The following is a 25826-nucleotide window of genomic DNA, read 5'->3' as shown; positions in this document are numbered from 1 at the left end:
TTTGTCAAAAAAGTTATATTACTAGACAAATTAAAGGAAAAACAAAAACGCCACGAGTTCCAAAGCTGTATGTTTGGAATCTGTGGCGTTGTGATATAGCTTTAATGTTTGTTAAAACTATATCAAATTAAGGACGTTCAACGATTGTTGCAACGCCTTGGCCTCCGCCAATACATAACGTTGCTAACCCAAGTTTTGCGTCGCGTTTTTGCATTTCATGAATAAGTGAAACTAGGACACGTGTACCACTTGCACCAATAGGATGTCCAAGCGCAATTGCTCCACCGTTCACATTTAAAATATCATGATTAAATTGAAGTTCACGATCCACAGCGATTGACTGTGCAGCAAATGCTTCGTTTGCTTCTACTAATTGAACATCTTCTAATGAAACAGCAGCTTTTTCCAGAGCCTTTTTCACTGCGCTTACAGGACCGATTCCCATAATGCTTGGGTCTACTCCGGCAGTTGCATTAGCTTTAATTGACACTAATGGTGTTAGGCCTAACTCGTCTGCTTTTTTACGGCTCATTACCACTACTGCCGCTGCACCGTCATTGATACCAGATGCATTACCAGCTGTTACAGAACCGTCTTTTTTGAAGGCTGGACGTAGTTTCCCTAGACTTTCAGCCGTTGTGCCTGCGCGCGGGAACTCATCTTGTTCAAAAATAGTTACTTGACCTTTTCTTCCAGGCACTTCTACCGGTACGATTTCATCTTTGAAACGACCAGATTGAATAGCTGCTTCTGCTTTTTGCTGACTTGAAGCTGCAAACGCATCTTGTTCGTCGCGAGTAATTTCATATTTATCACACAGATTTTCAGCTGTAACGCCCATATGGTAGTCGTTAAATGCACACCATAATCCATCTTGAATCATGCTGTCAACTACTTTTTGGTCGCCCATTTTAAACCCGTTGCGTGCATTTTTTAATAAGTATGGTGCTTGGCTCATGTTTTCCATTCCACCAGCAACAATCACATCAGCATCCCCAGCAAGAATCGCTTGTGTAGCGAGATGTACTGCTTTTAGTCCTGATCCGCATACTTTATTGATGGTTAATGCTGAAACAGTTTCAGGTAAACCTGCTGCTAAAGTTGCTTGTCGTGCTGGATTTTGTCCTAAACCTGCTTGTAGGACATTTCCCATGATAACTTCATCTACTTCGTTTGCTGATACCCCTACTTTGTTTAAAGCTTCTTTAATTACAGTACCACCTAAAGTTGTTGCGGATACATTTTGTAAGCTTCCCCCAAAGCTGCCGATTGCTGTACGTACAGCGCTTACAATGACTACTTCTGTTTGACCCATGTCGAAAACCTCTCCTTACTGTTTGATTACTGTGATTAACTGTCACCTGTATTAATTTCGACATCGCTTGCGAAATTCCTCTTTTTTTGTAAAAATTTATAATTTTTATTGAATTTTAATTTTTTAGAATTAAAATGAATATTAGTAAGCGTTTACAACGTAGGAGGAGAGCGGTTTATGGGATTTCCTGAAAAAGTAACAATTATAGAAGTTGGTCCACGAGATGGACTTCAAAATGAAAAAAATTTTGTTCCAACTGATAAAAAAATTAATTTTATCAAAAAATTAAAAGAAGCTGGACTATCCGAAATCGAAATTACATCCTTTGTTTCTCCAAAATGGGTTCCTCAAATGAAAGATGCTTCTACTGTTGCAAATACATTTCAGTCTGATACATGCCGAAACATTGTACTTGTGCCGAATCAAAAAGGCTTGGAAAAAGCACTGCAAGCTAATTGCCGCTCCGTTGCGCTGTTTATTGGCGTAAGCGATACCTTTAATCAAAAAAATATTAACAAACACACCAAAGAAGCTGTACAAACGCTGCTTCCTCTCATTCAGCAGCTCAAGCAGCAAGAATGTTTTATTCGAACTTGCATTTCCACCGCCTTTTATTGCCCGTATGAAGGAAAAATACATGAACGCGACGTGCTGGCTCTTTGCGAAAGCTTTGTGGAGGCTGGAGTGAATGAACTAAGCGTTGCCGATACAATTGGCATGGCAAACCCTAAAGATGTATTTTTACTTTTCTCGAAATTAAAACAAAACTTTCCACACACCCTACTTGCTGCGCACTTTCACGATACGAGAGGATTAGCCATTGCAAATATCTATGCAGCTCTGCAAGCCGGTATTAACAGGTTCGATTCATCCGCTGGCGGGGTAGGTGGATGTCCATTCGCTAAGGGAGCAACGGGAAACGTAGCTACGGAAGATCTCGTCTTTATGCTTCATGAAATGGGTATTTCCACTTCTATTAATGAAGAAAAGCTGCTCGAAGCGGTCGATTTTATCGCTCCTCACATTTCAAGACCGATTGAAAGCAAGCAATACTCTTTGTTTGCACAGCGTTAAAAATTAGGTTTTTATGAGAGCGATGCTATAATAAATAATAGCTATATTAACAAAAGGAGCCGCTAATCATGAAAAAATGGCTATTATTAATAGGAAGTGTTTTCGGAGCATTTGCCGCTCTTGGCATCTTTTTTACAAATCAAATGATGTACATCCGTAAAAAGACCGACAAAGTTATTATTGATCGCGATACGGAAGATGGCTTTTATGATGAGAAAGTCTATAGCACTCTTCCTAAAGAAGCATTTGTGCTTCCTTCTTCTTTAGGCTATAACATAGCTGGGACCGTTATTAAACAACACGACAATAACCGATTTATGATTCTTTCGCACGGAGTTACAGTTCATTCACTCAACTCTATGAAGTATGCTCGGCTTTTTCTAAAGCTGGGATGGAACGTCGTTCTTTATGATCATCGCCGCCACGGCAAGTCTGAAGGGAAAACAACGAGCTACGGCTATTATGAAAAGCTGGACCTTCAATCCATTGTTCATTGGGTAAAAGAACAATTCGGTTCAACTATTTCCCTTGGGATTCACGGGGAGTCTATGGGAGCTGCGACCACTCTTTTGTATGCTGGAATGGAAGACGGAGCTGATTTTTATATTGTCGACTGCCCTTTTTCTGACTTGGAAGAACTTCTTGCCTATCGCTTAAAACAAGATTTCCACCTGCCCAAACAGCTTGTGATGCCAGCAGCTAATATTATTTTAAAATGGCGAGAAGGCTACTCGTTTAAAGACGTATCACCCATTTCAGTCGTAGATCAAATCAAACATCCTGTTCTGTTTATCCATAGTAAAGAAGATGACTATATTCTTCCTAAAATGACGGAGCAGCTGCATGCCAAAAAAATGGGAGCAAAACGGATGTATTTAGCACCTGTAGGCACTCATGCCCGCTCGTATGCTGATAACCCAGAGGAATATGAACAAGTTATTGAATCATTTTTAGAAAAAATACAAAAAGAAGCGCTTTAAAGCGCTTCTTTTGTTTTATCGATAAATGACATGCGCGGATTTAAAATTTGAGAAGGACATTTTAGCATAAACGTATATGCACTTTCATTGTAGTCAATCGTCATATTATCATCTAAAAATACTTGCTTTGTTTTTTCGACAAGAACAGGAACAAAATTCGTCTCGATGGTTACATCATCGCTCTCTTTTTCATCAACAATCCATAGCGTCGTTACGCCGCTCACGACACAGCCGCATCCATCCGTATCGTATTTTAATTTTAAATATAGTGAAGAATCTTTCCCGTACTTTTCTTGTACTTTTGCTATCGCTTTATCAGTAAAGGTAATATTCATTTTCCTTTAACTCCTTTTAAACTAATTGTATAAACAAACGAAAATTGCTTATATAATGAGTATAATACACATCTCGCTTTCATTAAACTCTGGCGCTTCATATAGATGTGTACAAAAAGGAGGTTTTTCTATGTCAAAAGTACAAATTAAAGTAATGGATAACGGCTCTTTCCGTGTCACTGGAGACGTTGAATTAATTGATGCAGACGGCAACAAATTTGAAACAAAGCCGACATTTTCACTATGCCGATGTGGCCAGTCGCAAAAGATGCCCTTTTGCGACGGAAACCATAAAGGAAAATTCGACTCTTGTGTGCGCGCTGCAAAAATTTTAGACGAGCAGTAGATTTATAGAAATACAGCCTTACTGAACAAAACGGTTAACGAAAAACATTGGTAACCTGTGGTTAAAGCACAGGTTATTTTCTATTAAACGCATCCCCTGCCAATTTTTCTACGAGCCCCGGGGCAAGCTGATACATCTTCGAACCTATATTCATCCACTTAGGCAAGTTGACTTCTCGTTTTGGTTTCCCAATAATATTGACCGTTTTTTCAGCTACGTATTGAGGGGTTAACATAAACTTTTCTACACTTTTTTCATAGTTTCCTGATTGATCTGCTATTGAAAAGAAGTTGGTTTGAATAGGACCTGGATTCACTGCCGTGACATAGATATCTGTTTTCGCTAATTCCATTCTCAGGCTGTTGGTAAACCCTAGCACGGCATGTTTAGAAGCTGAATAGCCACTGGATTTAGGCGTTGCAAGTTTGCCTGCTTGAGAAGCAATGTTAATAATATGTCCTTTGTTTTCTTTTAGCATATAAGCTAAAATTTCTTGTGTACATGCAATTAATCCAATAACATTGACTTGAAACATTGAGGCAATTGTCTTAATCGATGCTTCTTTCACTTCTTCAAATACACCAAAGCCTGCATTATTAATCAGGACATCAACACGCTTAATTTCACTCATCATTTTCTGAACGACTCTTTTGACTTCCTCTACGTTCGCTACGTCAGCTTTATATATGTAAGAGGTAATCCCATACTTTTGACTAATTTGCTCGGCCACTCGGTGCAGCTTTTCTTCTGTACGTGCAAGCAAAACGGGGACGCCCCCTCTTTTGGCCACTTCATAAGCTAAATGTTCTCCAAGACCTCCTGAAGCGCCTGTAATCACGACATATTGGTTCTTTAACGAGGATTTCAAATATAACACACCTTTTTTATAAGTTAAGAGCACACAGAATAAATAAGCTTACTTTCTTTTTCATGTGTACTGATTTTATTTGCATCTTCTAAAAAATCGAGCTGACCAATTGTTTCAGAAAGAGTTAGCCCTAGTTCTTTTTCATAAATAGTAGGAAATAGCTGTTTGCAAATATCAAACGCTGTTTGAGGGCGTTCTTTTATCATGCTAAGCACTTTATCCGCTCGGTCGCTCTGCTTTTGTAACCTCTCTTGTACAAGTTGGCGAACATGTAACACTTCATCTCCATGACCTGTATAGATACAGTTTATCTCTAAGTCAAGAAGACGTCTTAATGAATGATTATATTGAAGAAGCGTTTTAGGTCGCTCGCCGCTTGGTTTCATAGGAGGTTCAATGAGCGGATTAGATGAAATATGCTTTAACAGTAAATCTCCTCCAATCATAACCGCTGTTCTTTCATTGTATAATGCAATATGGCTTTGAGCATGACCGGGTACTTCAAGTACTTTCCAACTCTCTAGGCCCGGAATGTAATCTCCTTCCTGAACAGAAGTTGTAAGAGAACGGTGACATGAATACTTCATTGATGCTTTTAAACGTTTTAAATAAGGGCGAAACCTTTCATCTACGCCGGCTTTCATAAAGTGATCTTCAAAAAACGCATCGTACCACTCAAAAAAATTTGGATTTTGGGAGATCCAAGGCTGATTTTTCGCATGACCGACTATGGCGATATCTTTATCAAAAAAATCAAGCATTCCTACGTGATCAGGATGATGATGAGTTAGGACAACTTGCTTAATATCATCTGGTTTTAATCCTATTTCATTAAGCTTTTCTTTAAATACAGACCACGCTGCCTCCGTCTTAATACCAGCATCGATTAGCGTAACGGTCTGACCTTTTATAACAAAAACATTCACATCTCCTACCGCAAAAGGAGTAGGCAGCACAATTTTATATAATTGCTCATTCATCTGTATTTTTGCTCCTTTACCATCGCATTTTCTTTTAAGTTTACACGATTTTTCCTGTTATTTATACAATTGCATTCGTTTTCTGAAAATTACATTGACATCCTTCTCTTTTTCATTGCATAATGACAGAAATATAGTGAAGTTTTATTCATATCTTTAGATAACTATGCATTTTATAAAGAAGAGATACACAAACACAAACCTTTAACAGATACTGAAATCTCAGTATCTGTTTTCATTGGATAGCAAATGACTGGAGGAACTTTTAATGAAAACGGATCTAAACATCGCCTTTATTGGAGCTGGATCAATGGCTGAAGCAATGATCTCAGGGCTGCTGTCAGATAAAAAGCTTCGCCCCAATCAAATCACCGTAACAAATCATAGCAACGATAAAAGACTTCACGAACTTCGAAACGCCTATGAAATTAACATTACGCGTAATCATGCCTTGTTAATCGAAAAAAGCGATATCGTCGTGCTTGCTATTAAACCAAAAGACGTAGCGGAAAGCATCGATACGATTAAGTCCTATATTCGTCCGCACCACCTCGTTCTCTCTGTTTTAGCAGGTGTATCGACTGCCACAATTGTAAACTTGTTTGACCAAGAAGTAGCGGTTGTAAGAGCTATGCCAAATACATCGGCCTCTATTGGATTATCGGCTACAGCCATTGCACCCGGCAAGTTTGCTACAGCAGAGCATATGAACGTTACTACTGCTTTATTTGAAACGATTGGTACGGTTACAACTGTAGAGGAAGAGCAGCTTCACGCTGTAACAGGACTATCTGGAAGCGGCCCAGCGTATGTTTACTATCTAGTAGAAGCAATGGAAAAAGCAGCTGAAAAACAAGGCTTGGATACGTCAGTGTCAAATGAACTAATTCTTCAAACTCTTATCGGTGCTGCAGAAATGCTAAAACAGTCACCTAAAACGCCAGCCGTACTTCGAAAAGAAGTGATGAGTCCCGGCGGCACAACAGAAGCAGGAATTGAACAGCTTATTTCTCATAACTTCCAAGAAGCCATGATGCAGTGTATTGAACAAGCTACAATTCGCTCCAAATATTTAGGAGATACGATTGACGAAAAAATCTCAAGTAAACGTTCGTAGAGGTTCACCTCTTTCTAAAAAAAGAAAGAGGTTTTTTTATGATTAAAAATGGATAAGCAGATTATGTGAAAGAAAATTCAAGGCGGTGATATAATAATTTTTGTTTAGAGTATCGAAATAATTGGAGGTTAAACCAAATGACAACAAAACTATTTTCACCTTATACAGTGAAAGATGTAACATTAAAAAACCGAATTGTAATGTCACCAATGTGCATGTATTCATGCGAAAAGGAAGACGGCGTAATAACCGACTTTCATATGGTTCACTACACAACCCGTGCGGTTGGACAAGTAGGTCTCATTATGGTTGAAGCCTCAGCTGTCGTGCCACAAGGTCGTATTTCAGCTCAAGACTTGGGAATTTGGAATGATGAACAAAGAGATGGATTAACGAAACTTGTGACACAGCTAAAAGAAAACGGTGCAAAAACAGCTATTCAACTTGCACACGCAGGACGTAAAGCAACTGTTGAAGGCGATATTTATGCTCCTTCCGCTATTGCTTTTGATGATAAAAGTAAAAAACCTGTGGAAATGACCACAGAACAAATTCAAGAAACGATTTCTGCCTTTAAAGAAAGCGCTCGACGTTCAAAAGAAGCTGGGTTTGATATTATCGAGCTTCATGCGGCACACGGTTATTTAGTACATCAATTTCTATCGCCGCTAAGCAATAAGCGCAGCGACGAATATGGCGGCAGCGCTGAAAACCGCTATCGTTTCTTAAAGGAAATTATTGAAGTTGTGAAAACAGAGTGGGACGGCCCTTTATTTGTCCGTGTTTCTGCTTCTGACTATACAGAAGGCGGATTAACAGTAGATGATCACGTTGTATTTGCAAAATGGATGAAAGAACAAGGCGTCGACTTAATTGACGTTAGTTCCGGTGCTCTGGTACACGCTCCAATCAACGTATACCCTGGCTATCAAGTGCCGTTTGCAGACAAAATCAAACAGCAAGCTAATATTGATACAGGGGCTGTTGGATTAATTACAACTGGACGACAAGCAGAAGAGATTCTGCAAAGCGAACGCGCTGATTTAATTTTTGTTGCGCGCGAACTTCTGCGCGATCCGTACTTCCCGCGCACGGCGGCAAAAGAACTAAATGAAACAATTTCAGCACCCGTTCAGTACGAACGCGGATGGTAAAAAAAGACGAGGATATCCTCGTCTTTTTTTATGAAATCGTAAACCGTTTCAAGTCTTCTGCTATGTCGGTATTCGGAAAAATTTCTTTTGCTCCTTCTGCTAGCCGGCTGACTGCGTCTCCTTGGTAACGCGAACTAATATGAGATAAAATAAGACGCTCGGCCGATGCTGTTTTAGCAATTTCAGCGGCTTCTTTTGCAGTGGAATGAAAATAGTTGTAAGCAAGCTCCTCGTCTCCCGCTGCAAAAGTAGCTTCATGGACTAACACATTCGCATGCATAGCAAGCTGAACACTTTGCATGCACTTTCTTGTATCTCCTAAAACCGTGATAACCTTCCCTTTTTTAGGCTCTCCTACAAACTCTTGTCCATTAATAAGGCGCCCATCTTTTAATACTACTTCTTTCCCTTCTTTTAACTGCTGATAGTGAGGCCCTGGGGGAATATTCATCTCTTTTAAACGCTGAACGTCCAGTGATCCTGGCAAATCTTTTTCGACAACTCGATATCCATAAGATAAAATGCCATGTTCAAGCTTGCCAAATTCCACTGAAAAAGTTTCATCTTCAAAAATCGTTCCACTTTCACTTTCCTCTTCTATTTCAACAATCTCTAGAGGATATTGCAGATGAGTTTGACTTACAGCCAGCGTGACTTCAATAAATTCTTTAATTCCTTTTGGCCCGTATACAGTAAGCAGCGATTCTCCGCCTTGAAACGAACGGCTTCCAAGGAATCCAGGCAATCCGTAAATATGATCACCGTGAAGGTGCGTAATAAAAATTTTCTCAATTCGCCTTGGTTTAACGGTTGTATGTAAAATTTGATGCTGCGTTGCTTCTCCGCAATCAAAAAGCCACACCGCCCCTCTTTCTTGCAAAAGTTCGAGCGCAAGAGATGAAACATTCCGCTGTTTCGCCGGTACTCCTGCACCCGTTCCTAAAAATAACAATTCCATTTTCTACTTCCTCCTTCACACGCACAAAAAGCCTGTAAGTATATTATACAGGCTTTTTGCAAACTTACCTATTTGATGCTGTCAAGCGCATACGTAATAGTAGCTAATAACAGCTCAATATCACTTTCCTCAATGTTGAGCGGCGGCGAGAGCGTGAGAACATTATTATAGCCGGCCACCGTTGCTCCATTTTTCCCAATAATGACTCCTTTGCTTTTGCATTTAGCAATCACTTCATTTACAAGATTAACGTCTAACGGTTCCTTTGTTTGTTTATCAGCTACAAGTTCAATTCCAATTAAAAGCCCTTTACCTCTTACGTCTCCAACATATGGGTGGCTATCAATAAGCGGCGTTAGCTCACTTAATACGTAAGCCCCGAGCTGTTTAGAACGGCCAAAAAGATTTTCTCTCTCCATAATTTCTAAATTCTTTAATGCCAGTGCACACGCAGCTGGACTTCCTCCAAATGTATTAACATGGCGAAAATACTCGTACTGATCGCTATCTTTGAACGCTTCATAAATTTCTTTTTTAACAGCAGTTGCAGAGAGCGGAAGATATGCGCTTGTAATTCCTTTTGCCATGGTAATGATATCTGGTTTTACATCGTAATTCATAAAACCAAAGGCTTCCCCTGTACGTCCAAAGCCGCAAATAACTTCATCTGCAATTAAAAGTGCACCGTGTTTTTCACACGTTTCTTTTACGCCTTTCATATAATTTTGAGGCGGTAAAAGAATTCCTCCTCCTGTAATAATTGGCTCCATAATAACAGCGGCAATCGTTTCACTTAGCTCCCACGTCATAACATTGTCAATATCTTTTACAGATTGAAGCTTCTCTTTCGGTGCATCGTAGTCATCTTGCCCTCGGTACGAATCAGGCGGGGCAACGTGAATGAAGCCAGGGGCAAGCGGTTCATATTTATATTTACGCTGAGCTTGGCCCGTTGCTGCTAGTGCGCCCATTGAATTTCCGTGATACCCTCGATAACGCGAAATAAATTTGTAGCGAGAATGCTCTCCTTTTTGCTGATGATACTGACGCACAATTTTAAAAGCCGTTTCATTTGCTTCAGATCCGCTATTTGAAAAGAAGATAACATAGTCATCACCTAGCATTTCATTTAGCTTCTCTGCCAGTTTGATAGCAGGTACGTGAGATTGAGTGAGTGGAAAATAAGCCAGTTCTTTTAGCTGCTCATAAGCTGCGAGCGCTAACTCATCCCGTCCATACCCAGTATTTACACACCAAAGCCCTGCCATTGCATCTAAATAGCGATTTCCTTGTTCATCTGTAATCCAAGCACCTTTTGCTTTTGTAGCTACCATCGTTGCATCTGGACTGTATGGTTTCATTCCATGCCATACATACTGCTCATCTTTTGCACGCAGATCTTTTTCATTTTGACTGACCTGTACCATCTTATCCACTCCCAAATCGCTAGCGCGGTATTTTTTTCTGTATGAAAAGACTTCGACAAAATGCCGAAGCCACTTGCTATATTCATCTATATGTTAAAAGTCAAAGCGTGATGTAACCATCTTTTTACGTGTAAAGAAGTTCAAACCGTCTTTGCCGTTGACATGCAAATCTCCGTAAAAAGAGTCTTTCCAACCGGAGAATGGGAAGAAGGCCATTGTAGCAGGTACTCCTACGTTAATACCGAGCATACCCGCATCTGCTTCTTCTCTAAATTGACGCACCGCTTTTGCATCTTTTGTATAAATCGTTGCTCCATTTCCAAAACGGGATTTTTCCATATAGCGAAGTGCTTCATCTAATGTGTCAGCGCGAAGCAAGCTTAGTACAGGTGCAAAAATCTCTTCTTTAGCAATGGTCATATCAGGAGTTACGCGGTCAAAAATTGTTGCCCCTAAGAAGTTGCCTTCCGTATGCTCATCCATTTCTTTACGTCCGTCACGAATGAGTTCCGCCCCTTCTTTCATGCCAAGTTCAATATAATCCAGCACTTTATCACGGTGCTCTTTTCGAATCACAGGCGTTAGAAGCACTTCATCATCAAAGCCGCTTCCCATAATTAATTCATCTGCTTTTTGCTTTAATTTTGCGACGAATTCATCGCCTTTTTCACCAACCACGACCACGGCGCTGCAAGCCATGCATCGCTGGCCGGCACTTCCATAAGCCGAGCTGATAATATGTGATACCGCTTTATCCATATCGCAGTCTGGCATCACAACATGATGATTTTTAGCTCCAGATAAAGCCTGAACTCGTTTCCCTTGAGCAGCGGCTTGTTCATAAACATATTTTGCTACCGGCTGCGATCCGACGAATGAAATCGCTTTAACTTTTTCATGCTCTATTAATCCGTTCACGACATCGTGTGCCCCGTGCACAATATTTAATAATCCATCCGGTGCTCCTGCTTCTGTAAAAAGTTCAGCAAGTCGCGTTGCTAAAAGCGGCGTTCGCTCAGACGGTTTTAATACAAACGCATTTCCACATACAATTGCAAGAGGGAACATCCAAAGCGGTACCATCATCGGAAAGTTAAAAGGTGTGATGCCGCCAACGACACCCAGTGGAAAACGGAACATCTCAGAATCAATTTCTTCCGCTATGTTATTTAATGATTCCCCCATTAATAAAGTAGGAGCACCCGCGGCAAACTCCACGCATTCAATACCGCGCTGTACTTCACCGTAAGCTTCTTTGAAAGCCTTACCGTTTTCTTGTACAACTAATTTAGCTAACTCTTCATGATGCTTAACTAGTAAATGCTGAAACGCAAACATTAATCTTGCTCGTTTTGGAGCAGGAACGTTACGCCATGTTTCAAATGTTTTTTGCGCTGTTTCCACCGCATTGGCTACGTCTTCTTTTGTAGAAAGCGGTACTTTTGCAATTATTTCGCCCGTCGATGGATTAATTACCTCTCCAAATTTTCCCCCTGCCGTATCAACCCATTTTCCGCCCACGTAATTTTTTAAAACTTGCGTATCATTATTCACAACTGACATATCGCTTGGCCTCCTCAAAAAATAAGAAATGACAAATCTACCTTTATTATTGAATAAATAAATGGTGGTTGCATTAGACAAAATGTGAAACAACTCTAGATTCTCGTTTCACATTTTGCGCAGTGAACTCGAAGAAAGCATGAACTAAAATGAACATATAGTAAAATCAGCCTCAACATAAAAAAACAGCTGTTTCCAGCTGCTTACTTATCCGTTTATAAATTCCGCGCGCGACTTTTTCATCATAAACAAATATTCATATGCCATAATCATAAACTCAATTGCCAGTCGTTTTTCCGGCTCCATAAAGTCTTCACCCAGCAGCTTTTCTAGTTTTTCAATACGGTGATACAGCGTTTGCCGGACAATGTATAAACGCTTAGCCGTCTCTTGTTTAGAACCGTTGCATGCTAAATAAATTTTTAATGTTTCCATGAGTTTTGCATTATACGTTTCATCATATGTAATAACGGGCTGCAGATATTCAAACACCACTTCCTGTAAGTCTTCATGCTGATGTAAAAGCGAAATAATCCGGTACATATGCAAATCATCATAAAAATGAATAATGGTTTGTTTTTGCAGCATTTCTTGAATCGAAATTGTTTCTTTAGCCGTTTCATAGCTTTTATGCATGCAGTCAAGCTGTTCACAGTATTGGCCAATTCCGATAAAGCTAATGGCGTTCCTCTTTGAATTTTCATCCGATTCATATTGATTCATCCAGCGATGAAGGCTGTTTTCTAATCTCTCTCTCCACGTGCTAACCATTCGTTTGTTCAAAAGAATAAATAATACTTCGCGATTTCGCTCGGAGACTAATAAGTGAAAGCCTTCTTGTTCAAAAATGCTTCGCAAGATCAGCTTAAAATACGTTCGATCAAACTTCTCCCGCCTTTGCCACTTACAGCAAACAACGACACCTCCGCGAATAGGCGAATCTGAACACACTTCGTGCATAGAGTCTTTTATTTGTTCAAGAGTTAACTCTCCGTTCATCCATTTCGTCATCCATTCGGTTTCATCTACTCTTTTTTTCTCTTCGACATACAGGTCCTTCAAAAAATGCTGAGCAAGTGCAGTCGCCGTTCGGTCAACGGTGAGCACTTCAAGTTCTGTTAAGGCTTCATTTATAGAAGCAACATACAGCTGAGCATAATCTTGTCCTAATAAATGAATAGGCTGCTCAGTAAAATGCGGACTTTCATTTTCCCTGCTTATATAATGAAGTAGAAGCTGCTGTTTGAGCAAGTCCATCTCCGGAGCAAAGGTAAGCAATTCATTTGAAACTTTAAGGCCGACAAGAAGCCCCGTAGATTCATATAAACACTGTAAGATGACGGCTGGGTCATTAACTGTTAACAGCAGCTGATTTAGCCTATGAGAATACTGTTCTAAATCGGAAATCATTTGATAGTGCTGATTAATTAAAAGCGAGTGAACATCTTGTGTAATTTCAACGAACGGAACTTCCTCGTGAAATAAAATAATCGGAAAATCACATTCGTTCGCTTTATCAATAACAATTTGCGGAATCTTAGAAGTATAAGTGCCAAGTTCAATACACAGTCCTGATGCCTTACAAGAAATTAATTGCTGAAGAAATGATAAACAAGATTGAGAATCTTCTCCCCAGCCTACCCCTGTTGATAAAATGAGCTCGTTTCCTTTTAGCAGCTCATTAATGCGCGTCACTTCCATCACGTGCACCCACTTCACAGAATTAGTAAGCCCTTTCTCTCCAGCTATTACTTCACAGTTTACAAAATGTTTCCTTGTTAAAATCTCTGTTACTGTTAAATATGATTTCAAGTCAACACCGCCCCTAGCGAATTTCACATCATGTCTCCTGGATCATTAACGCGTATTTCGCATATGTGTAGAACAAAAGCTATATCTTCTTACATTATATTAAATATTTAGAAGAAATAAAATATTTAATAAAAGAAACGAAAAAAGCTGTAACGATAATGGATCGTTACAGCTTCTGAGCTGTTTGCTGTAATTTATTAAAAAAACCGTGGCGTTTAACCGCTTGTTCTTTAATTCGGTGAATTTCTTTTTTATAAAAACGCAAATCTTGTAGTGACACTGCATTTAACATTTCCATTTTTAATTTATCAATAATTTTTGTTTCTTCCTGTGTCATACACTGCGTAGCTTGATCCATCCGTGTCACACCCTTTTCGTATTTAATAGATTTAGTTTGAAAACGTTCTACTATAATATTTACTACAATTTACTAGATAACTAAACCTTTTCTCTTTCGATGTAAACGAAATGTAACAACTGTAATACAGTGAATGGATAATATCTAGTTATTTTGTTTCACATCCAAAACGAAAAAAACACAAAAACGGATCACTTTTGTCAGCCAATATAGTAAAAAACTTATAGGTATTAGTAAACAAATAAAGAGATTGAAACATGATTAAATTACTCCAATCAACAGCCAGAAGCACCTACATACATGAAATCTACGTTCACCCTACCAATAAAAAAATCCGAACGATTCATCGTTCGGATCTTCCTTCAGCTAAAATAATTTTGTCCCAGCCTTCGTTTTTATACTTGTTGAATCAGTACGGATGAAAAATATTTTCTAGCATCCGCCGTCAATATATGAAGGGTTTCTTGTTCGGCTTGGTTATTTTCGGTGCGTTCAAACGTCACAAATGCCCCGCTTAGATTCTCTGTTACGGCTGTTATTTTGAATCCTTTTTGCAGCAAAAAATCAATCTTTTCTCGTTCTGCCATATATTCATGGTAACTTGACATTTCCCTGCCCCCGATCTATTTCTTCATCTGTTTTTATAACATTAATTTTTCAGCTTCGTTCGCCGTGTTTAACTCATTAAACTTTGCTCGTTTTGTAAATTGTCCGTAGCCTTTTTGACCGACAAACTGCTTATCTTTTACGACAAATTCCCCGCGGCAAAGTACTGAAACCGGCTCACCTGTGACTTTCATTCCCTCAAATGCGCTATAATCGACTGCCATATGATGCGTGTTTGCTGAAACCGTACGTTCAACAGAAGGGTCAAATATAAGCAGATCCGCGTCTGCGCCAACCGCTATTGTTCCTTTTTTCGGGTACAGTCCGAACAGCTTAGCAATTTTTGTTGATGTTATATCAACAAACTGATTTATATTAATTCGTTTCTTCACTACTCCTTCTGAAAATAAAATACTCATGCGATCCTCGATAATAGGACCTCCGTTTGGAATCTTCGTAAAATCTCCTTTTCCCAGATCTTTTTGACCGTTAAAATCAAACGAACACTGATCTGATCCAATCGTTTGCAAGTCGCCGTTACGCAGAGCATTCCACAAAACATCTTGGTTCCACTTTTCACGTAAAGGCGGCGACCATACGTATTTTGCTCCTTCAAAATTCGGTTTTTCTAAATAGGTTTGGTCAAGCGTCAAATACTGCGGACACGTTTCGCCCCAGATATTTACGCCTTTTTCCCTTGCTTCAGCAATCTTTTTAACCGCTTCAGCGCACGACACGTGAACAACATAGAGCTGTGAGTCAGCCAGCTCCGTTAGCACCGCGGCTCTTCCCGTAGCTTCTCCTTCTATTTCTGGAGGACGAGTCAGTGCATGATAGATAGGATCGGTTTGTCCTTGTTCTAGTGCTTGTGCCGTTAAATACTCAATAACATCTCCATTTTCAGCATGTACCATCACAAGCGCCCCTAGTTTTTTAGCTTGCACTAGCGTTTGATAAAGGGTAGCATCGTCTGCTTGAAAAACATTTTTATAGGCCATGAACACTTTAAAAGAAGTAATTCCTTCTTTTTCAATAATCGTAGGAAGCTCATTTAATACATCTTCCGTGATTTCGCCAATCATTAGATGAAAGCTATAATCGATAGCCGCTTTTCCTTTTGATTTTTCATGCCATGTGCCGATCGCTTTTTGCAGCGGTTCGCCTTTATTGGTTAAGCAAAAATCAATAACAGTTGTCGTACCTCCAAAAGCTGCTGCTCTTGTACCTGTTTCAAAGTCATCTTTTGTAACGGTGCCTCCAAACGGCATATCTAAATGAGTATGAGGATCGATGCCTCCTGGAAATACGTAGTTGCCTTTTGCATCAATCACTTCACAGCCCTGCTCTTCAAATGCCGAGCCAATTGCTGAAATAACTCCATTTTCAATTAAAATATCGGCTTTATACGTATCTGTTGCTGTGACTACCACACCATTTTTAACGATTTTCTTCATTTCTTCATCCCCTTTGTCTTTATACATCTAATCGCTGTGCAGCCGTCGCTTGTAAAGCAGCTTGGCGTTCATTCCACGTCATTGGAGGCTGTTCATTCGGTAATTCAACCATGGATATAGCCCCGTCCACCGGACATACAATCGAACATAAATTACAGCCTACACAATCTTCTTCTCTTACTTTTAAATAAGATTTCCCTGAAGGGTCTTTCAGCATATCAATACATTGGTGAGAAGTATCTTCACAAGAAATATGACACTTATTGCAGTTAATACACGTATCCGGATCGATGCGAGCCACTACTTTATAATTGAGATCTAAGTTGCCCCAGTCGGAATATTTTGAAACGGCTTTCCCTACAATATCACTTACTTTTTCGATTCCTCTTTCATCCAAATAATAATTGAGACCTTGAATCATATCCTCTACAATGCGGAACCCGTGATGCATAGCAGCTGTACATACTTGCACACCTGTAGCACCCATGAGCATAAATTCGACGGCTTCCTGCCAGTTCGAAACGCCTCCCATACCTGATATTGGAACGTTAATAAACGGACTTCTTGCACATTCAGCGACCATATTTAATGCAATCGGCTTAACAGCCGGGCCGCAATAACCTCCGTGAGCGCCTTTTCCTGCTACGTGTGGAATTGTATTCCATGAATGAATGTCTACTCCTGCTAAACTATTAATAGTGTTAATCATGCTCACAGCGTCAGCACCGCCTCGAACCGCTGCTTCTGCTGTAACGGTGATATCTGTGATATTTGGGGTTAATTTAACAATAACCGGCGTTTGGGCAACTTCTTTAGCCCAATGCGTTTGTTTTTCAACCAAATCAGGGACTTGCCCAGAGGCAGCACCCATCCCTCGTTCTGCCATTCCATGCGGACAGCCAAAATTCAGCTCTAATCCATCCACTCCTACGTCTTCTACTTTTTTGACAATCTCATGCCATTTTTCTTGCTGAGGTTCTACCATAAGAGAGGCAATAATTGCGTGGTTAGGAAACTTCTTTTTCGTTTCATAGATTTCCTTCAAATTAACTTCAAGCGGACGATCGGTGATTAACTCAATATTATTAAAGCCGGCTACGCGCTGACCGTTGAAGCCAACGGCAGCAAATCGAGAGGAAACATTTAAAATCGGATCACCAAGCGTTTTCCAAACTGCGCCTCCCCATCCTGCTTCAAATGCACGCTGCACTTGATAACCTGAATTGGTTGGCGGTGCGGATGCCAGCCAAAACGGATTTGGTGATTGAATACCTGCTAAATTTGTTGTTAAATCTGCCATAGATTTCTCCTCCTCCTGATTTTAAGCTGTTTCCATTGTTTCTTTTGTTAACTGCATATGAATATTTAACGCCGTTTGTTTTCCTTGCTGAGCAGCGGTCACAACCATTGCTTCTCCTTGCCCTTTACCAAAAATAACGTCTCCGCAAGCAAATACTTTTGGATTTGAAGTTTGAAACGTCTCTTGATTAATTAAGACAACTCCGTCTTCATGATGCAGCTGGAATTTTTGAATCAAAGACAGGTACCGTTCTTGACCAATTGCTTTAACAACAGCATCGACTGGAATGGTAAATGTTGAACCTTCAACAGGAACAGGCTTCCTGCGGCCGTCTGCATCTGGATCTGTTAGGGTCATTTTTACACATTCAATCCCGCTCACCTTACCATTTTCATCTCCAATAATTCGTATAGGAGCCGTTAACCAGCGGAATTCAACACCATCTTGTTTCGCAAATTCAAATTCAAAATCATAAGCCGTCATTTCTTCTCGTGTACGACGGTATAAAATTTGAACATTTTCAGCCCCCAAGCGCACGGAACACGTAGCACCATCAATCGCAGTATTTCCCGCGCCAATGACGGCAACACGCTTACCCACAAATTCTGTTGATAACGCTTCTGACTTCGTTTTTTTCACAAAATCAATCGCGTCATACACACCGTCTAGCTCTTCACCTTCAACATGTAGAGAAGGCACCTTGCTCATACCAATAGCTAATACAACCGCGTCATACGACTGCAGCAATTCACTTGGAAGAATATCTTCTCCAATTCTTACGTTTGTTTTAATTTTTACATCTAAGCTTTTTACTTGTTCAACTTCCCAGAATGAAATCGCTTGAGGAAGACGAAACGACACGATTCCATATGTATTTAACCCTCCTGCTTGTTTTTCCGCTTCAAAAATGGTTACGTCATATCCAAATCGCGCCAGTTCTCTTGCTGCAGAGAGACCCGCCGGACCTCCACCAACAATTGCTACCTTTTTGCCGTTTGCTCTTCCTTTCTCAAACAGCACCTGTTCATTTTGAATAGCCCAATCCGTTGCGTAGCGCTGCAAATTCCCAATCATAATTGGTTTGGTTGAGTGGTTAAGTACACACGCTCCTTCACATAGTTCATCGGTTGGACAAACTCTTGAACAGCTTGCTCCTACGGGATTAGAAGACATAATCGTTTCGGCAGACCCCTTTAAATTGCCCGATGCAATTTTTTTAATAAACGTCGGGATGTCAATTCCTGTAGGGCATGCCTGAATACAGGGTGCATCATAACAGTACAAACATCGATTAGATTCTTCGACTGCTTCTCTATTTGACAACCCTTTTTCTACTTCATTAAAGTTTTGAATGATGGACTGCAAACTTTCCTGTGATCGCATTGCATCAACCTCCCAAGGATATCTGTTGATAAAACTAAAATTGAAAGCGCTTACATATTTTTTATATACGTTATTTTCAACTTCTACTTTGGTAAAATGTATTACTAACTTTATTGTACAAAACGACCGTCTTTTCTTCATTATACATTATGTTAAAAAATTCAGACTATTTACTATTCACTATGTAAAAAGCCTTGCTTTTATATAAAAGCAAGGCTGCAACTATTATTTTGCTACTTCTTTAATAATCGACACTACTAGTTCAGATGTCTTCACCAGTTCTTCTACCGGAATTTTTTCATTTGTTGTATGAATGTCTTCATAACCAACTGCTAAATTTACTGTTGGGATATCAAAGCCTGCGATTACATTTGCATCGCTTCCGCCTCCGCTTTGAAGCAGGCGTGAAGGACGATCGATATTAGCCACGGCTTTTTTAGCAACTTCGACAACATGATCTCCATCGCCAAATTTAAAGCCTGGATACATCACTTTAATATCAACTTCTGCACGTCCGCCCATTTCTTGTGCAGCTGTTTCAAACGCTTCTTTCATTTTCGCTACTTGTGCTTCCATTTTTTCTGGAATTAATGAACGAGCTTCTGCTAAAATATCGACGCGGTCACACACGATATTCGTTTGCGTTCCACCTTCAAAGCGTCCAATATTCGCTGTAGTCTCTTCATCAATACGTCCAAGCGGCATTTTAGAAATGGCTCTTGAAGCAATCGTAATAGCAGAAACGCCTCGTTCAGGAGCTACACCTGCATGAGCTGTTTTTCCATAAATTGTTGCATTTACTTTTGCTTGCGTCGGCGCAGCAACGATAATGTCTCCCACTTTGCCATCGCTATCTAAAGCATAGCCGAATTTTGCCGTTACGAGACTAGAATCAAGAGCTTTAGCGCCCACTAAGCCAGATTCTTCTCCTACTGTAATAATAAATTCAATTTTGCCGTGCGCGATGTTTTCTTCTTTTAATACGGTGATGGCTTCTAGCATTGCTGCTAAGCCTGCTTTATCATCCGCTCCAAGAATTGTCGTGCCGTCACTTTTAATATAGCCATCTTCGATAGATGGTTTAATACCCTTTCCAGGTACGACTGTATCCATATGAGAAGTAAAGTAGATTGTGTCTACGCCTTCTTTTGTAGCTGGCAGTGTGCAGATTAAGTTGTTGGCTCCGTGGCCCGTTTTTTCTTTGGCATCATCTTCTACTACTTCGACGCCTAATGCGGTAAATTTTTCTTTTAGTACAACAGCAATTTTTTCTTCATGCTTTGTTTCTGAGTCTACTTGTACTAATTCAATAAATAAATCAACGATTCGTTGTTCATTAATCATAATATGTAATCCCTCCAAAAATAACCTACAATGGTATGTTACCATGTTTCTTTGCTGGACGCTCTTCCTTTTTATTGTGCAACATTTCAAGCGCTTGTATTAATTTTATTCGCGTTTCCCTAGGATCAATAACATCATCCACCATTCCAGCGCTTGCCGCTACGTAAGGATTAGCAAATTTCTCGCGATACTGTTCAATTTTTTCGTGTCTTGTTTCATCTGGGTTTTCGCTACCTCGAATGTCGTTTGCAAAGATAATATTTGCAGCACCTTGAGGACCCATAACAGCGATTTCGGCATTCGGCCACGAATACACAAGGTCCGCTCCAATCGATTTACTATTTAAAGCTACGTATGCACCGCCGTACGCCTTTCGCAAAATCACCGTGATTTTCGGAACGGTAGCTTCAGAGTATGCATATAAAATTTTAGCACCATGACGTATAATTCCGCCATGTTCCTGCTTGATACCTGGGAAAAAACCTGTAACATCTTCAAATGTAATAAGTGGGATATTAAATGAATCGCAAAATCGAATAAACCTTGCTGCTTTATCTGAGGAGTTAATATCTAAACTGCCTGCCATTACTTTAGGCTGGTTACACACAAGTCCGACAACTTTTCCATCTATGCGGGCAAAACCAATGACAATATTTCTTGCAAAGTCTTTTTGCACTTCAAAAAATGAGTGCTCGTCCACTACTTGGTGAATGACTTGACGCACATCGTAAGGGCGCACGGCATCAAACGGGACAACGTCTAATAAATCCGGACGATAATGATCACACTCTGCCTTTGAGGCTAAAGGAGGCTGCTCTTGGCTAGACTGAGGAAGGTAGCTTAAGAGCATTCGTACTTGTTCTAGCACCTCTTGTTCTGTTGCACCTCTAAAATGGGCATTACCGCTAATTTCGTTATGAACAGCTGCTCCTCCAAGATTTTCTGAGGAAATGCTTTCTCCCGTTACCGTTTCAATTACTTTTGGTCCTGTAATGAACATTTGACTTGTTTCTTCTACCATAAAAACAAAGTCCGTAATCGCCGGTGAGTACACGGCTCCGCCTGCACAAGGCCCCATAATAACAGATATTTGAGGCATGACACCCGAATAAATGGCATTTCGATAAAAAATATGACCGTATCCATCAAGAGACATGACGCCCTCTTGAATACGAGCCCCGCCTGAATCATTTAACCCAATAAACGGCACGCCTGTTTTAGCAGCTAAGTCCATTACGTGCGCAATTTTTTTAGCATGCATTTCACCTAACGCGCCTCCGAATACCGTAAAATCTTGCGAAAACAAATAGACTGAGCGACCGTTTATCTTGCCGTAACCTGTTACTACCCCGTCTCCTGGTCCTACTTGATTATTCATACTGAAATCCGCACACCGATGTTCAATAAATGGATTTAATTCGACAAATGTATGTTCATCCAAAAGAATTTCAATTCGTTCGCGTGCCGTTAGTTTCCCTTTATGGTGCTGTTTTTCAATTTTTTCGTCCCCACCGCCTAACTCGATCTTCCGGCGCTTATCGTACAATTCATTTAATTTATCATAAATGTCAACCATGTTTCTTCTCCTCCTCTAGTGTTTTTTCACAGAGCTCATAAAGAACACCGTTTGCTGACTTTGGATGCAAAAAAGCAATGGATGCTTCCCCTGCGCCTTTTCTCGGAACATCGTCAATCATTTGTACACCCTTTTCCTTTAACTCGTTAATCCGTTCTTCAATCGTGCGCACACCTAAAGCCACATGATGAAGACCTTCACCTCTCTTTTGGATGAACGCGCCGACTGCACTGTCTTCAAAGAGCGGCTCTAATAATTCGATTTTTACGTTGCCGCACTGAATAAAAGCAACTTTTACTCCTTGTTCTTCTACTTCTTCTACTTTTAATAGAGACAGCCCTAATACTTTTTCATAAAAAGAGAGGCTGCCTTCAATTGATTTTACAGCTATTCCTATGTGATCAATTCCTTTTATCACTTTCTCACCTCTTTTAAAAAAGCGTTTTCATTTACACATATTCTTGAAAACAAAAGAAATCTCCTGCTGGCGTATCTACAGAAAGTTGCTTGTCTAAGCAGCGGAAGACATGTAAAATAAGAAAAAAACGTGTAGGAGGACTTTGGTTGTATGTCTAATAAGAAAATCCAAAAAACCATTGTGTTTTTAATGCTTCTTGTCATGTTAATATCTACGCTTTTAGCGGGACTTGCCATGTGGTTTTAATCGAGACTGATGACTAAAAACATAGATGCACTGCTGCTTCTTTGTGCAATGCAAACATATAAAAAAGACTGGTGACTAGTCACCAGTCTTTTGCTGTATATTCACAATGCCTTTTTGAGCGGCTAACTCTTCAAAAGATTGATCTGTAGATACAATCCAGACTTTTGTACCTAACGGGACTTGATCATATAAATGGCTTACTTCACGATTTTCTACGCGAATACAGCCATTCGATACATATTTACCGATGGAATCCGGCTGATTTGTACCGTGAATGCCATAAATACGTCCGTCAGTCTCTCTTGCATCAAACCCAATCCACCTTACACCTAGAGGATTTTGAGGAGCGCCTCCTTCAATATTATTTCTCCGATAATAAGGATTAACAGCTTTTACTGTTACCGTGAACTCCCCTTCGGGCGTCAGATTAACTGTTTTCCCCGTTGCTACTTTAATAATTTGTTTAATTTCTTTATTTTGAATATAAGCAAGCTCATTGCTCTGTTTATTAATAATAATATAAGGATCATTTGGCAACGGATTTTCTCCTAATGGCCAAACTGGAGATAGTAGTAAAAGGATAAAAGCAAACACATGCATGTAATCCACCACCTTACGTTAGTCCTAAGTAAAAGACAAGAGAGATATCTCTTGTCTTATTTAGTGTTCGTAAGCAAGCTAAACAACATGCATGCTGTTTAGCTTATTTTTAAGGTTTGTTTAATAACCAAATATTGTTCAATTTCTTTGACTACGTGCAGTAAATCGGCACGCGCTTCAAACTCTTCCCGTGTTTTGGGAAGCGGCATCTCTGCAAATGCTTCTCGTAAATGCTGAAGTTTGGCTAAAAATAATTTTGCTGTATTACCGGGGTGGATGGATAGACTTAATTCTTCAATGAAATCGGCAATCATGTAGCGCTGTTCTACCACCAAATCAATAGCGGTAATGAGAGGAAGCGTACGCTCAATGATTTCAAGCTGTTTTTCACGAATTTTAAAATAGCGGTAATAATAATTTTCCCCACGCACAAAATGATTTTCTACATCACGAAACGCAAGGCTTTTTGCTCTTTCTAAAATTTTTACCGTATCTGCAATTTCCTTACCGTCCCAACTGCTGTCATTGGTTCTGAGATACAGGGCAATTTCTTTTAACATCGACCGGAAATTTTCTTCAATTTCTTGCTGATACGTGCGAAGCTCTTGATCTAAACTTGGCATGTATAAATTCACAAGCAGGGCAACACCTATCCCAATTACAATTAAGCCAAGTTCATTAAAGACGATTCCCCATGTCATATTTCCTTTGGAGTAAATATGAAGCAAAATAACGGAGCTTGTAACAATGCCTGCATTAACTTTGAATATAACCGTAACCGGGATAAACAAAAGCAGCATCAGTCCTATAACAAGTGGATGATAAGCAATCCCTTCAAAGAATATAAACGAAAACAGAATGGATAAAGAACAAGCAATAAAACGATCGCTTGCACTTCGCAACGATTTTTTCTTTGAATTTTGAATGCACAAAATGGTGATAATTCCAGCTGATACAAAAAACTCGAGGTGAAAGAACTGAGCTATAATAATAGCCAGTGATGTACCGACGGCTGTTTTAATTGTCCGGTACCCAATTTTAAATTTCATTTTCTAGACTCCTACATGTTGGTTTCTTTTTAGTGTGATAAAATACTCTATTCTTTATTAACACGAATAGAAAAATAACACAACCTTAAATCTTGCTGTACCGTATAAATTCCAATAAAAAAAGTGCAGAAAAGATCGTACTCTTCCTGCACTTTTTTATTATAAAATCTTTTCTAAGAAATCTTTAGCACGCTTGCTTTTAGGCGCTGAGAAAAATTCAGCCGGAGGCGCATCTTCAACAAGAACACCGCCGTCTAAAAACAGCACACGATCCGCTACTTCTCGTGCAAATCCCATTTCATGCGTTACAATGACCATCGTCATTCCTGTTTCTGTTAGCGACTTCATTACATCTAGTACTTCTTTTACCATCTCTGGATCTAATGCTGAGGTTGGTTCGTCAAACAGCATCACTTTCGGCTCCATTGCCAGTGCTCTGGCAATAGCTACACGCTGCTTTTGACCGCCCGATAAGCGATTTGGAAACTCGTTGGCTTTTTGAGCAAGTCCCACTTTTTGGAGTAATTCTTTGCCTTTAGCAACAGCCGTTTCTCTTGACACGCCTTTTACCGTCATCGGAGCATACGTCAAATTTTCAAGCACTGTCATATGTGGAAACAAGTGAAAATGCTGAAATACCATTCCTACGTTTTCACGCACACGCATAATGTTTGTTTTTTTATCTGTAATCACTTGACCGTTAATTGAAACTACTCCGCTCGTCGGTTCTTCAAGCAGGTTCATACAGCGTAAAAAAGTAGATTTACCAGAACCAGAAGGGCCAATAACAGCTACGACTTCTTTTTCTTTAATCGTAGTTGAAATACCTTTTAAAACTTCATTTTTACCAAATGATTTGTGTAAATTTTCAACGTTAATCACCTTTTCTCATTCTCCTCTCGACTGCTTTACCAAGGAGCGTTAAGCCCATTACCATTACATAATAAATCAACCCTGCAAAAATTAACGGTTCAAGGTAGGCGAATTTTTCTCCACCTACAATGTAAGCACGGCGCATAATGTCGAGTGCTCCAATAACTGTAACGATAGCTGATTCCTTTGTTAATGTAATGAACTCATTCATTAAAGCAGGTAAAATATTTTTAAGTGCCTGTGGCAAAATAATTTGTCCCATCATGCGGCGATAAGGAATTCCTAACGCTAATGCCGCTTCACGCTGTCCTTTATCAACAGCTAAAATACCAGCGCGAATAATTTCAGATATATATGCTGCAGAGTTTAGCCCGAACGCAGCAACGGCCGCTGGAAACGGGGCAATATCAAAACCGAGCAGCTGAGGTAATCCAAAGTATATTAATAATAATTGCAGTACTAGCGGTGTTCCGCGAAACACGGACGTATATGCATCCGCAAACCATTGAAGAGGTTTATTGCGGCTGATTTTACATAAAGATAAAATAACTCCCAGCACAAACCCTAAAATTGCTGAAGCTAGGACTATCTGTATCGTTACCCCTATCCCTTTTAAAATATAAGGCATAGAAGGCACGATTTGCGAAAAATCCAAATTCATGCCTAGTTCCATTCCTCTCTAACTATCAT

At 39.8% G+C, this 25826-nt stretch carries 26 protein-coding genes; 6 read left to right on the top strand and 20 right to left on the bottom strand.

Annotated features, from left to right (window positions below; translation table 11 throughout):
* Positions 1-127 precede the first annotated feature (127 nt).
* Positions 128-1315 (bottom strand): acetyl-CoA C-acetyltransferase, encoded by a 1188-nt coding sequence (locus tag AC4NPH_RS13610; protein ID WP_013059090.1) that lies wholly within the window; start codon positions 1313-1315, stop codon positions 128-130.
* Positions 1316-1492: 177 nt separating this feature from the next.
* On the opposite strand from AC4NPH_RS13610, the gene AC4NPH_RS13605 reads away from it, so the two are divergent.
* On the top strand, positions 1493-2389 hold the full coding sequence (locus tag AC4NPH_RS13605) for a hydroxymethylglutaryl-CoA lyase (RefSeq protein ID WP_098239141.1): 897 nt from the start codon (positions 1493-1495) through the stop codon (positions 2387-2389).
* A 68-nt stretch (positions 2390-2457) separates the two neighbouring features.
* Entirely contained in the window at positions 2458-3369 is a 912-nt protein-coding gene (locus AC4NPH_RS13600) for an alpha/beta hydrolase (protein ID WP_064472112.1), read from the top strand.
* Here AC4NPH_RS13600 and AC4NPH_RS13595 read toward each other — a convergent pair.
* On the bottom strand, positions 3366-3704 hold the full coding sequence (locus AC4NPH_RS13595) for an iron-sulfur cluster biosynthesis family protein (protein WP_013059093.1): 339 nt from the start codon (positions 3702-3704) through the stop codon (positions 3366-3368). The genes AC4NPH_RS13600 and AC4NPH_RS13595 overlap by 4 nt on opposite strands.
* A 130-nt stretch (positions 3705-3834) precedes the next feature.
* Between AC4NPH_RS13595 and AC4NPH_RS13590 the strand changes: the two genes are divergently transcribed.
* Positions 3835-4050: a CDGSH iron-sulfur domain-containing protein gene (locus AC4NPH_RS13590; RefSeq protein ID WP_013059094.1), complete on the top strand. Its 216-nt coding sequence runs from the start codon at positions 3835-3837 to the stop codon at positions 4048-4050.
* Positions 4051-4123: 73 nt separating this feature from the next.
* Here the strand turns inward: AC4NPH_RS13590 and AC4NPH_RS13585 are convergent, their stop codons facing one another.
* A complete protein-coding gene (locus tag AC4NPH_RS13585; RefSeq protein ID WP_013059095.1) occupies positions 4124-4918 on the bottom strand; it encodes an SDR family NAD(P)-dependent oxidoreductase in 795 nt (264 codons plus the stop codon).
* Between the two features lie 23 nt (positions 4919-4941).
* Positions 4942-5898 (bottom strand): MBL fold metallo-hydrolase, encoded by a 957-nt coding sequence (locus tag AC4NPH_RS13580; protein WP_013059096.1) that lies wholly within the window; start codon positions 5896-5898, stop codon positions 4942-4944.
* Positions 5899-6166: 268 nt separating this feature from the next.
* On the opposite strand from AC4NPH_RS13580, the gene proI reads away from it, so the two are divergent.
* Entirely contained in the window at positions 6167-7015 is an 849-nt protein-coding gene (proI, locus tag AC4NPH_RS13575) for a pyrroline-5-carboxylate reductase ProI (RefSeq protein ID WP_013059097.1), read from the top strand.
* A 137-nt stretch (positions 7016-7152) separates the two neighbouring features.
* Complete coding sequence (gene namA, locus AC4NPH_RS13570; RefSeq protein ID WP_097812615.1) at positions 7153-8169, top strand: NADPH dehydrogenase NamA; 1017 nt, start codon at positions 7153-7155, stop codon at positions 8167-8169.
* 28 nt (positions 8170-8197) lie between these two features.
* Here the strand turns inward: namA and rnz are convergent, their stop codons facing one another.
* From rnz to mce, 12 genes are all read right to left on the bottom strand, one after another.
* Complete coding sequence (gene rnz, locus AC4NPH_RS13565) at positions 8198-9127, bottom strand: ribonuclease Z (protein ID WP_078082163.1); 930 nt, start codon at positions 9125-9127, stop codon at positions 8198-8200.
* A gap of 68 nt (positions 9128-9195) precedes the next feature.
* A complete protein-coding gene (locus AC4NPH_RS13560; protein WP_013059100.1) occupies positions 9196-10554 on the bottom strand; it encodes an aspartate aminotransferase family protein in 1359 nt (452 codons plus the stop codon).
* A 93-nt stretch (positions 10555-10647) separates the two neighbouring features.
* Positions 10648-12117 (bottom strand): CoA-acylating methylmalonate-semialdehyde dehydrogenase, encoded by a 1470-nt coding sequence (locus AC4NPH_RS13555; RefSeq protein ID WP_013059101.1) that lies wholly within the window; start codon positions 12115-12117, stop codon positions 10648-10650.
* Between the two features lie 207 nt (positions 12118-12324).
* Positions 12325-13956: a PucR family transcriptional regulator gene (locus AC4NPH_RS13550; RefSeq protein ID WP_013059102.1), complete on the bottom strand. Its 1632-nt coding sequence runs from the start codon at positions 13954-13956 to the stop codon at positions 12325-12327.
* Positions 13957-14095: 139 nt separating this feature from the next.
* Complete coding sequence (locus tag AC4NPH_RS13545; protein ID WP_013059103.1) at positions 14096-14287, bottom strand: hypothetical protein; 192 nt, start codon at positions 14285-14287, stop codon at positions 14096-14098.
* A 395-nt stretch (positions 14288-14682) separates the two neighbouring features.
* Positions 14683-14895 carry a hypothetical protein gene (locus AC4NPH_RS13540; RefSeq protein WP_013059104.1) on the bottom strand — a complete coding sequence of 71 codons (213 nt, stop codon included), beginning with the start codon at positions 14893-14895 and terminating at the stop codon, positions 14683-14685.
* 33 nt (positions 14896-14928) lie between these two features.
* Entirely contained in the window at positions 14929-16347 is a 1419-nt protein-coding gene (gene hydA / locus AC4NPH_RS13535) for a dihydropyrimidinase (RefSeq protein ID WP_013059105.1), read from the bottom strand.
* A gap of 19 nt (positions 16348-16366) precedes the next feature.
* Entirely contained in the window at positions 16367-17647 is a 1281-nt protein-coding gene (gene preA, locus AC4NPH_RS13530; protein ID WP_013059106.1) for an NAD-dependent dihydropyrimidine dehydrogenase subunit PreA, read from the bottom strand.
* 21 nt (positions 17648-17668) lie between these two features.
* Positions 17669-19030, bottom strand: a complete 1362-nt coding sequence (locus tag AC4NPH_RS13525) for an NAD(P)-dependent oxidoreductase (RefSeq protein WP_013059107.1) — start codon at positions 19028-19030, stop codon at positions 17669-17671.
* A gap of 225 nt (positions 19031-19255) precedes the next feature.
* A complete protein-coding gene (locus tag AC4NPH_RS13520) occupies positions 19256-20374 on the bottom strand; it encodes a tripeptidase T (RefSeq protein ID WP_013059108.1) in 1119 nt (372 codons plus the stop codon).
* A gap of 25 nt (positions 20375-20399) precedes the next feature.
* Entirely contained in the window at positions 20400-21950 is a 1551-nt protein-coding gene (locus AC4NPH_RS13515) for an acyl-CoA carboxylase subunit beta (RefSeq protein ID WP_013059109.1), read from the bottom strand.
* The gene (gene mce / locus AC4NPH_RS13510; RefSeq protein WP_013059110.1) at positions 21943-22368 is read right to left on the bottom strand and encodes a methylmalonyl-CoA epimerase; all 426 of its coding nucleotides are present in this window, start codon (positions 22366-22368) and stop codon (positions 21943-21945) included. The genes AC4NPH_RS13515 and mce overlap by 8 nt, the downstream gene beginning before the upstream one ends.
* Positions 22369-22518: 150 nt before the next feature.
* Here mce and prli42 point away from each other — a divergent pair, with 150 nt between their 5' ends.
* Positions 22519-22614, top strand: a complete 96-nt coding sequence (prli42, locus tag AC4NPH_RS13505; RefSeq protein WP_149917156.1) for a stressosome-associated protein Prli42 — start codon at positions 22519-22521, stop codon at positions 22612-22614.
* 75 nt (positions 22615-22689) lie between these two features.
* On the opposite strand, the gene AC4NPH_RS13500 is transcribed toward prli42, so the two are convergent.
* The 4 genes from AC4NPH_RS13500 to AC4NPH_RS13485 all read right to left on the bottom strand — a co-directional run bounded on the left by AC4NPH_RS13500 (position 22690) and on the right by AC4NPH_RS13485 (position 25797).
* On the bottom strand, positions 22690-23214 hold the full coding sequence (locus tag AC4NPH_RS13500; protein WP_013059111.1) for a L,D-transpeptidase: 525 nt from the start codon (positions 23212-23214) through the stop codon (positions 22690-22692).
* Positions 23215-23312: 98 nt separating this feature from the next.
* Positions 23313-24263 (bottom strand): aromatic acid exporter family protein, encoded by a 951-nt coding sequence (locus AC4NPH_RS13495; RefSeq protein WP_098314829.1) that lies wholly within the window; start codon positions 24261-24263, stop codon positions 23313-23315.
* 159 nt (positions 24264-24422) lie between these two features.
* Positions 24423-25145, bottom strand: a complete 723-nt coding sequence (locus AC4NPH_RS13490; protein ID WP_013059113.1) for an amino acid ABC transporter ATP-binding protein — start codon at positions 25143-25145, stop codon at positions 24423-24425.
* The gene (locus tag AC4NPH_RS13485) at positions 25138-25797 is read right to left on the bottom strand and encodes an amino acid ABC transporter permease (protein WP_013059114.1); all 660 of its coding nucleotides are present in this window, start codon (positions 25795-25797) and stop codon (positions 25138-25140) included. The genes AC4NPH_RS13490 and AC4NPH_RS13485 overlap by 8 nt, the downstream gene beginning before the upstream one ends.
* Positions 25798-25826 lie beyond the last annotated feature (29 nt).

The sequence above is a fragment of the Priestia sp. MDV22-iso46 genome (genome assembly GCF_058629175.1).
This window is presented reverse-complemented; position numbering and strand designations above follow the sequence as displayed.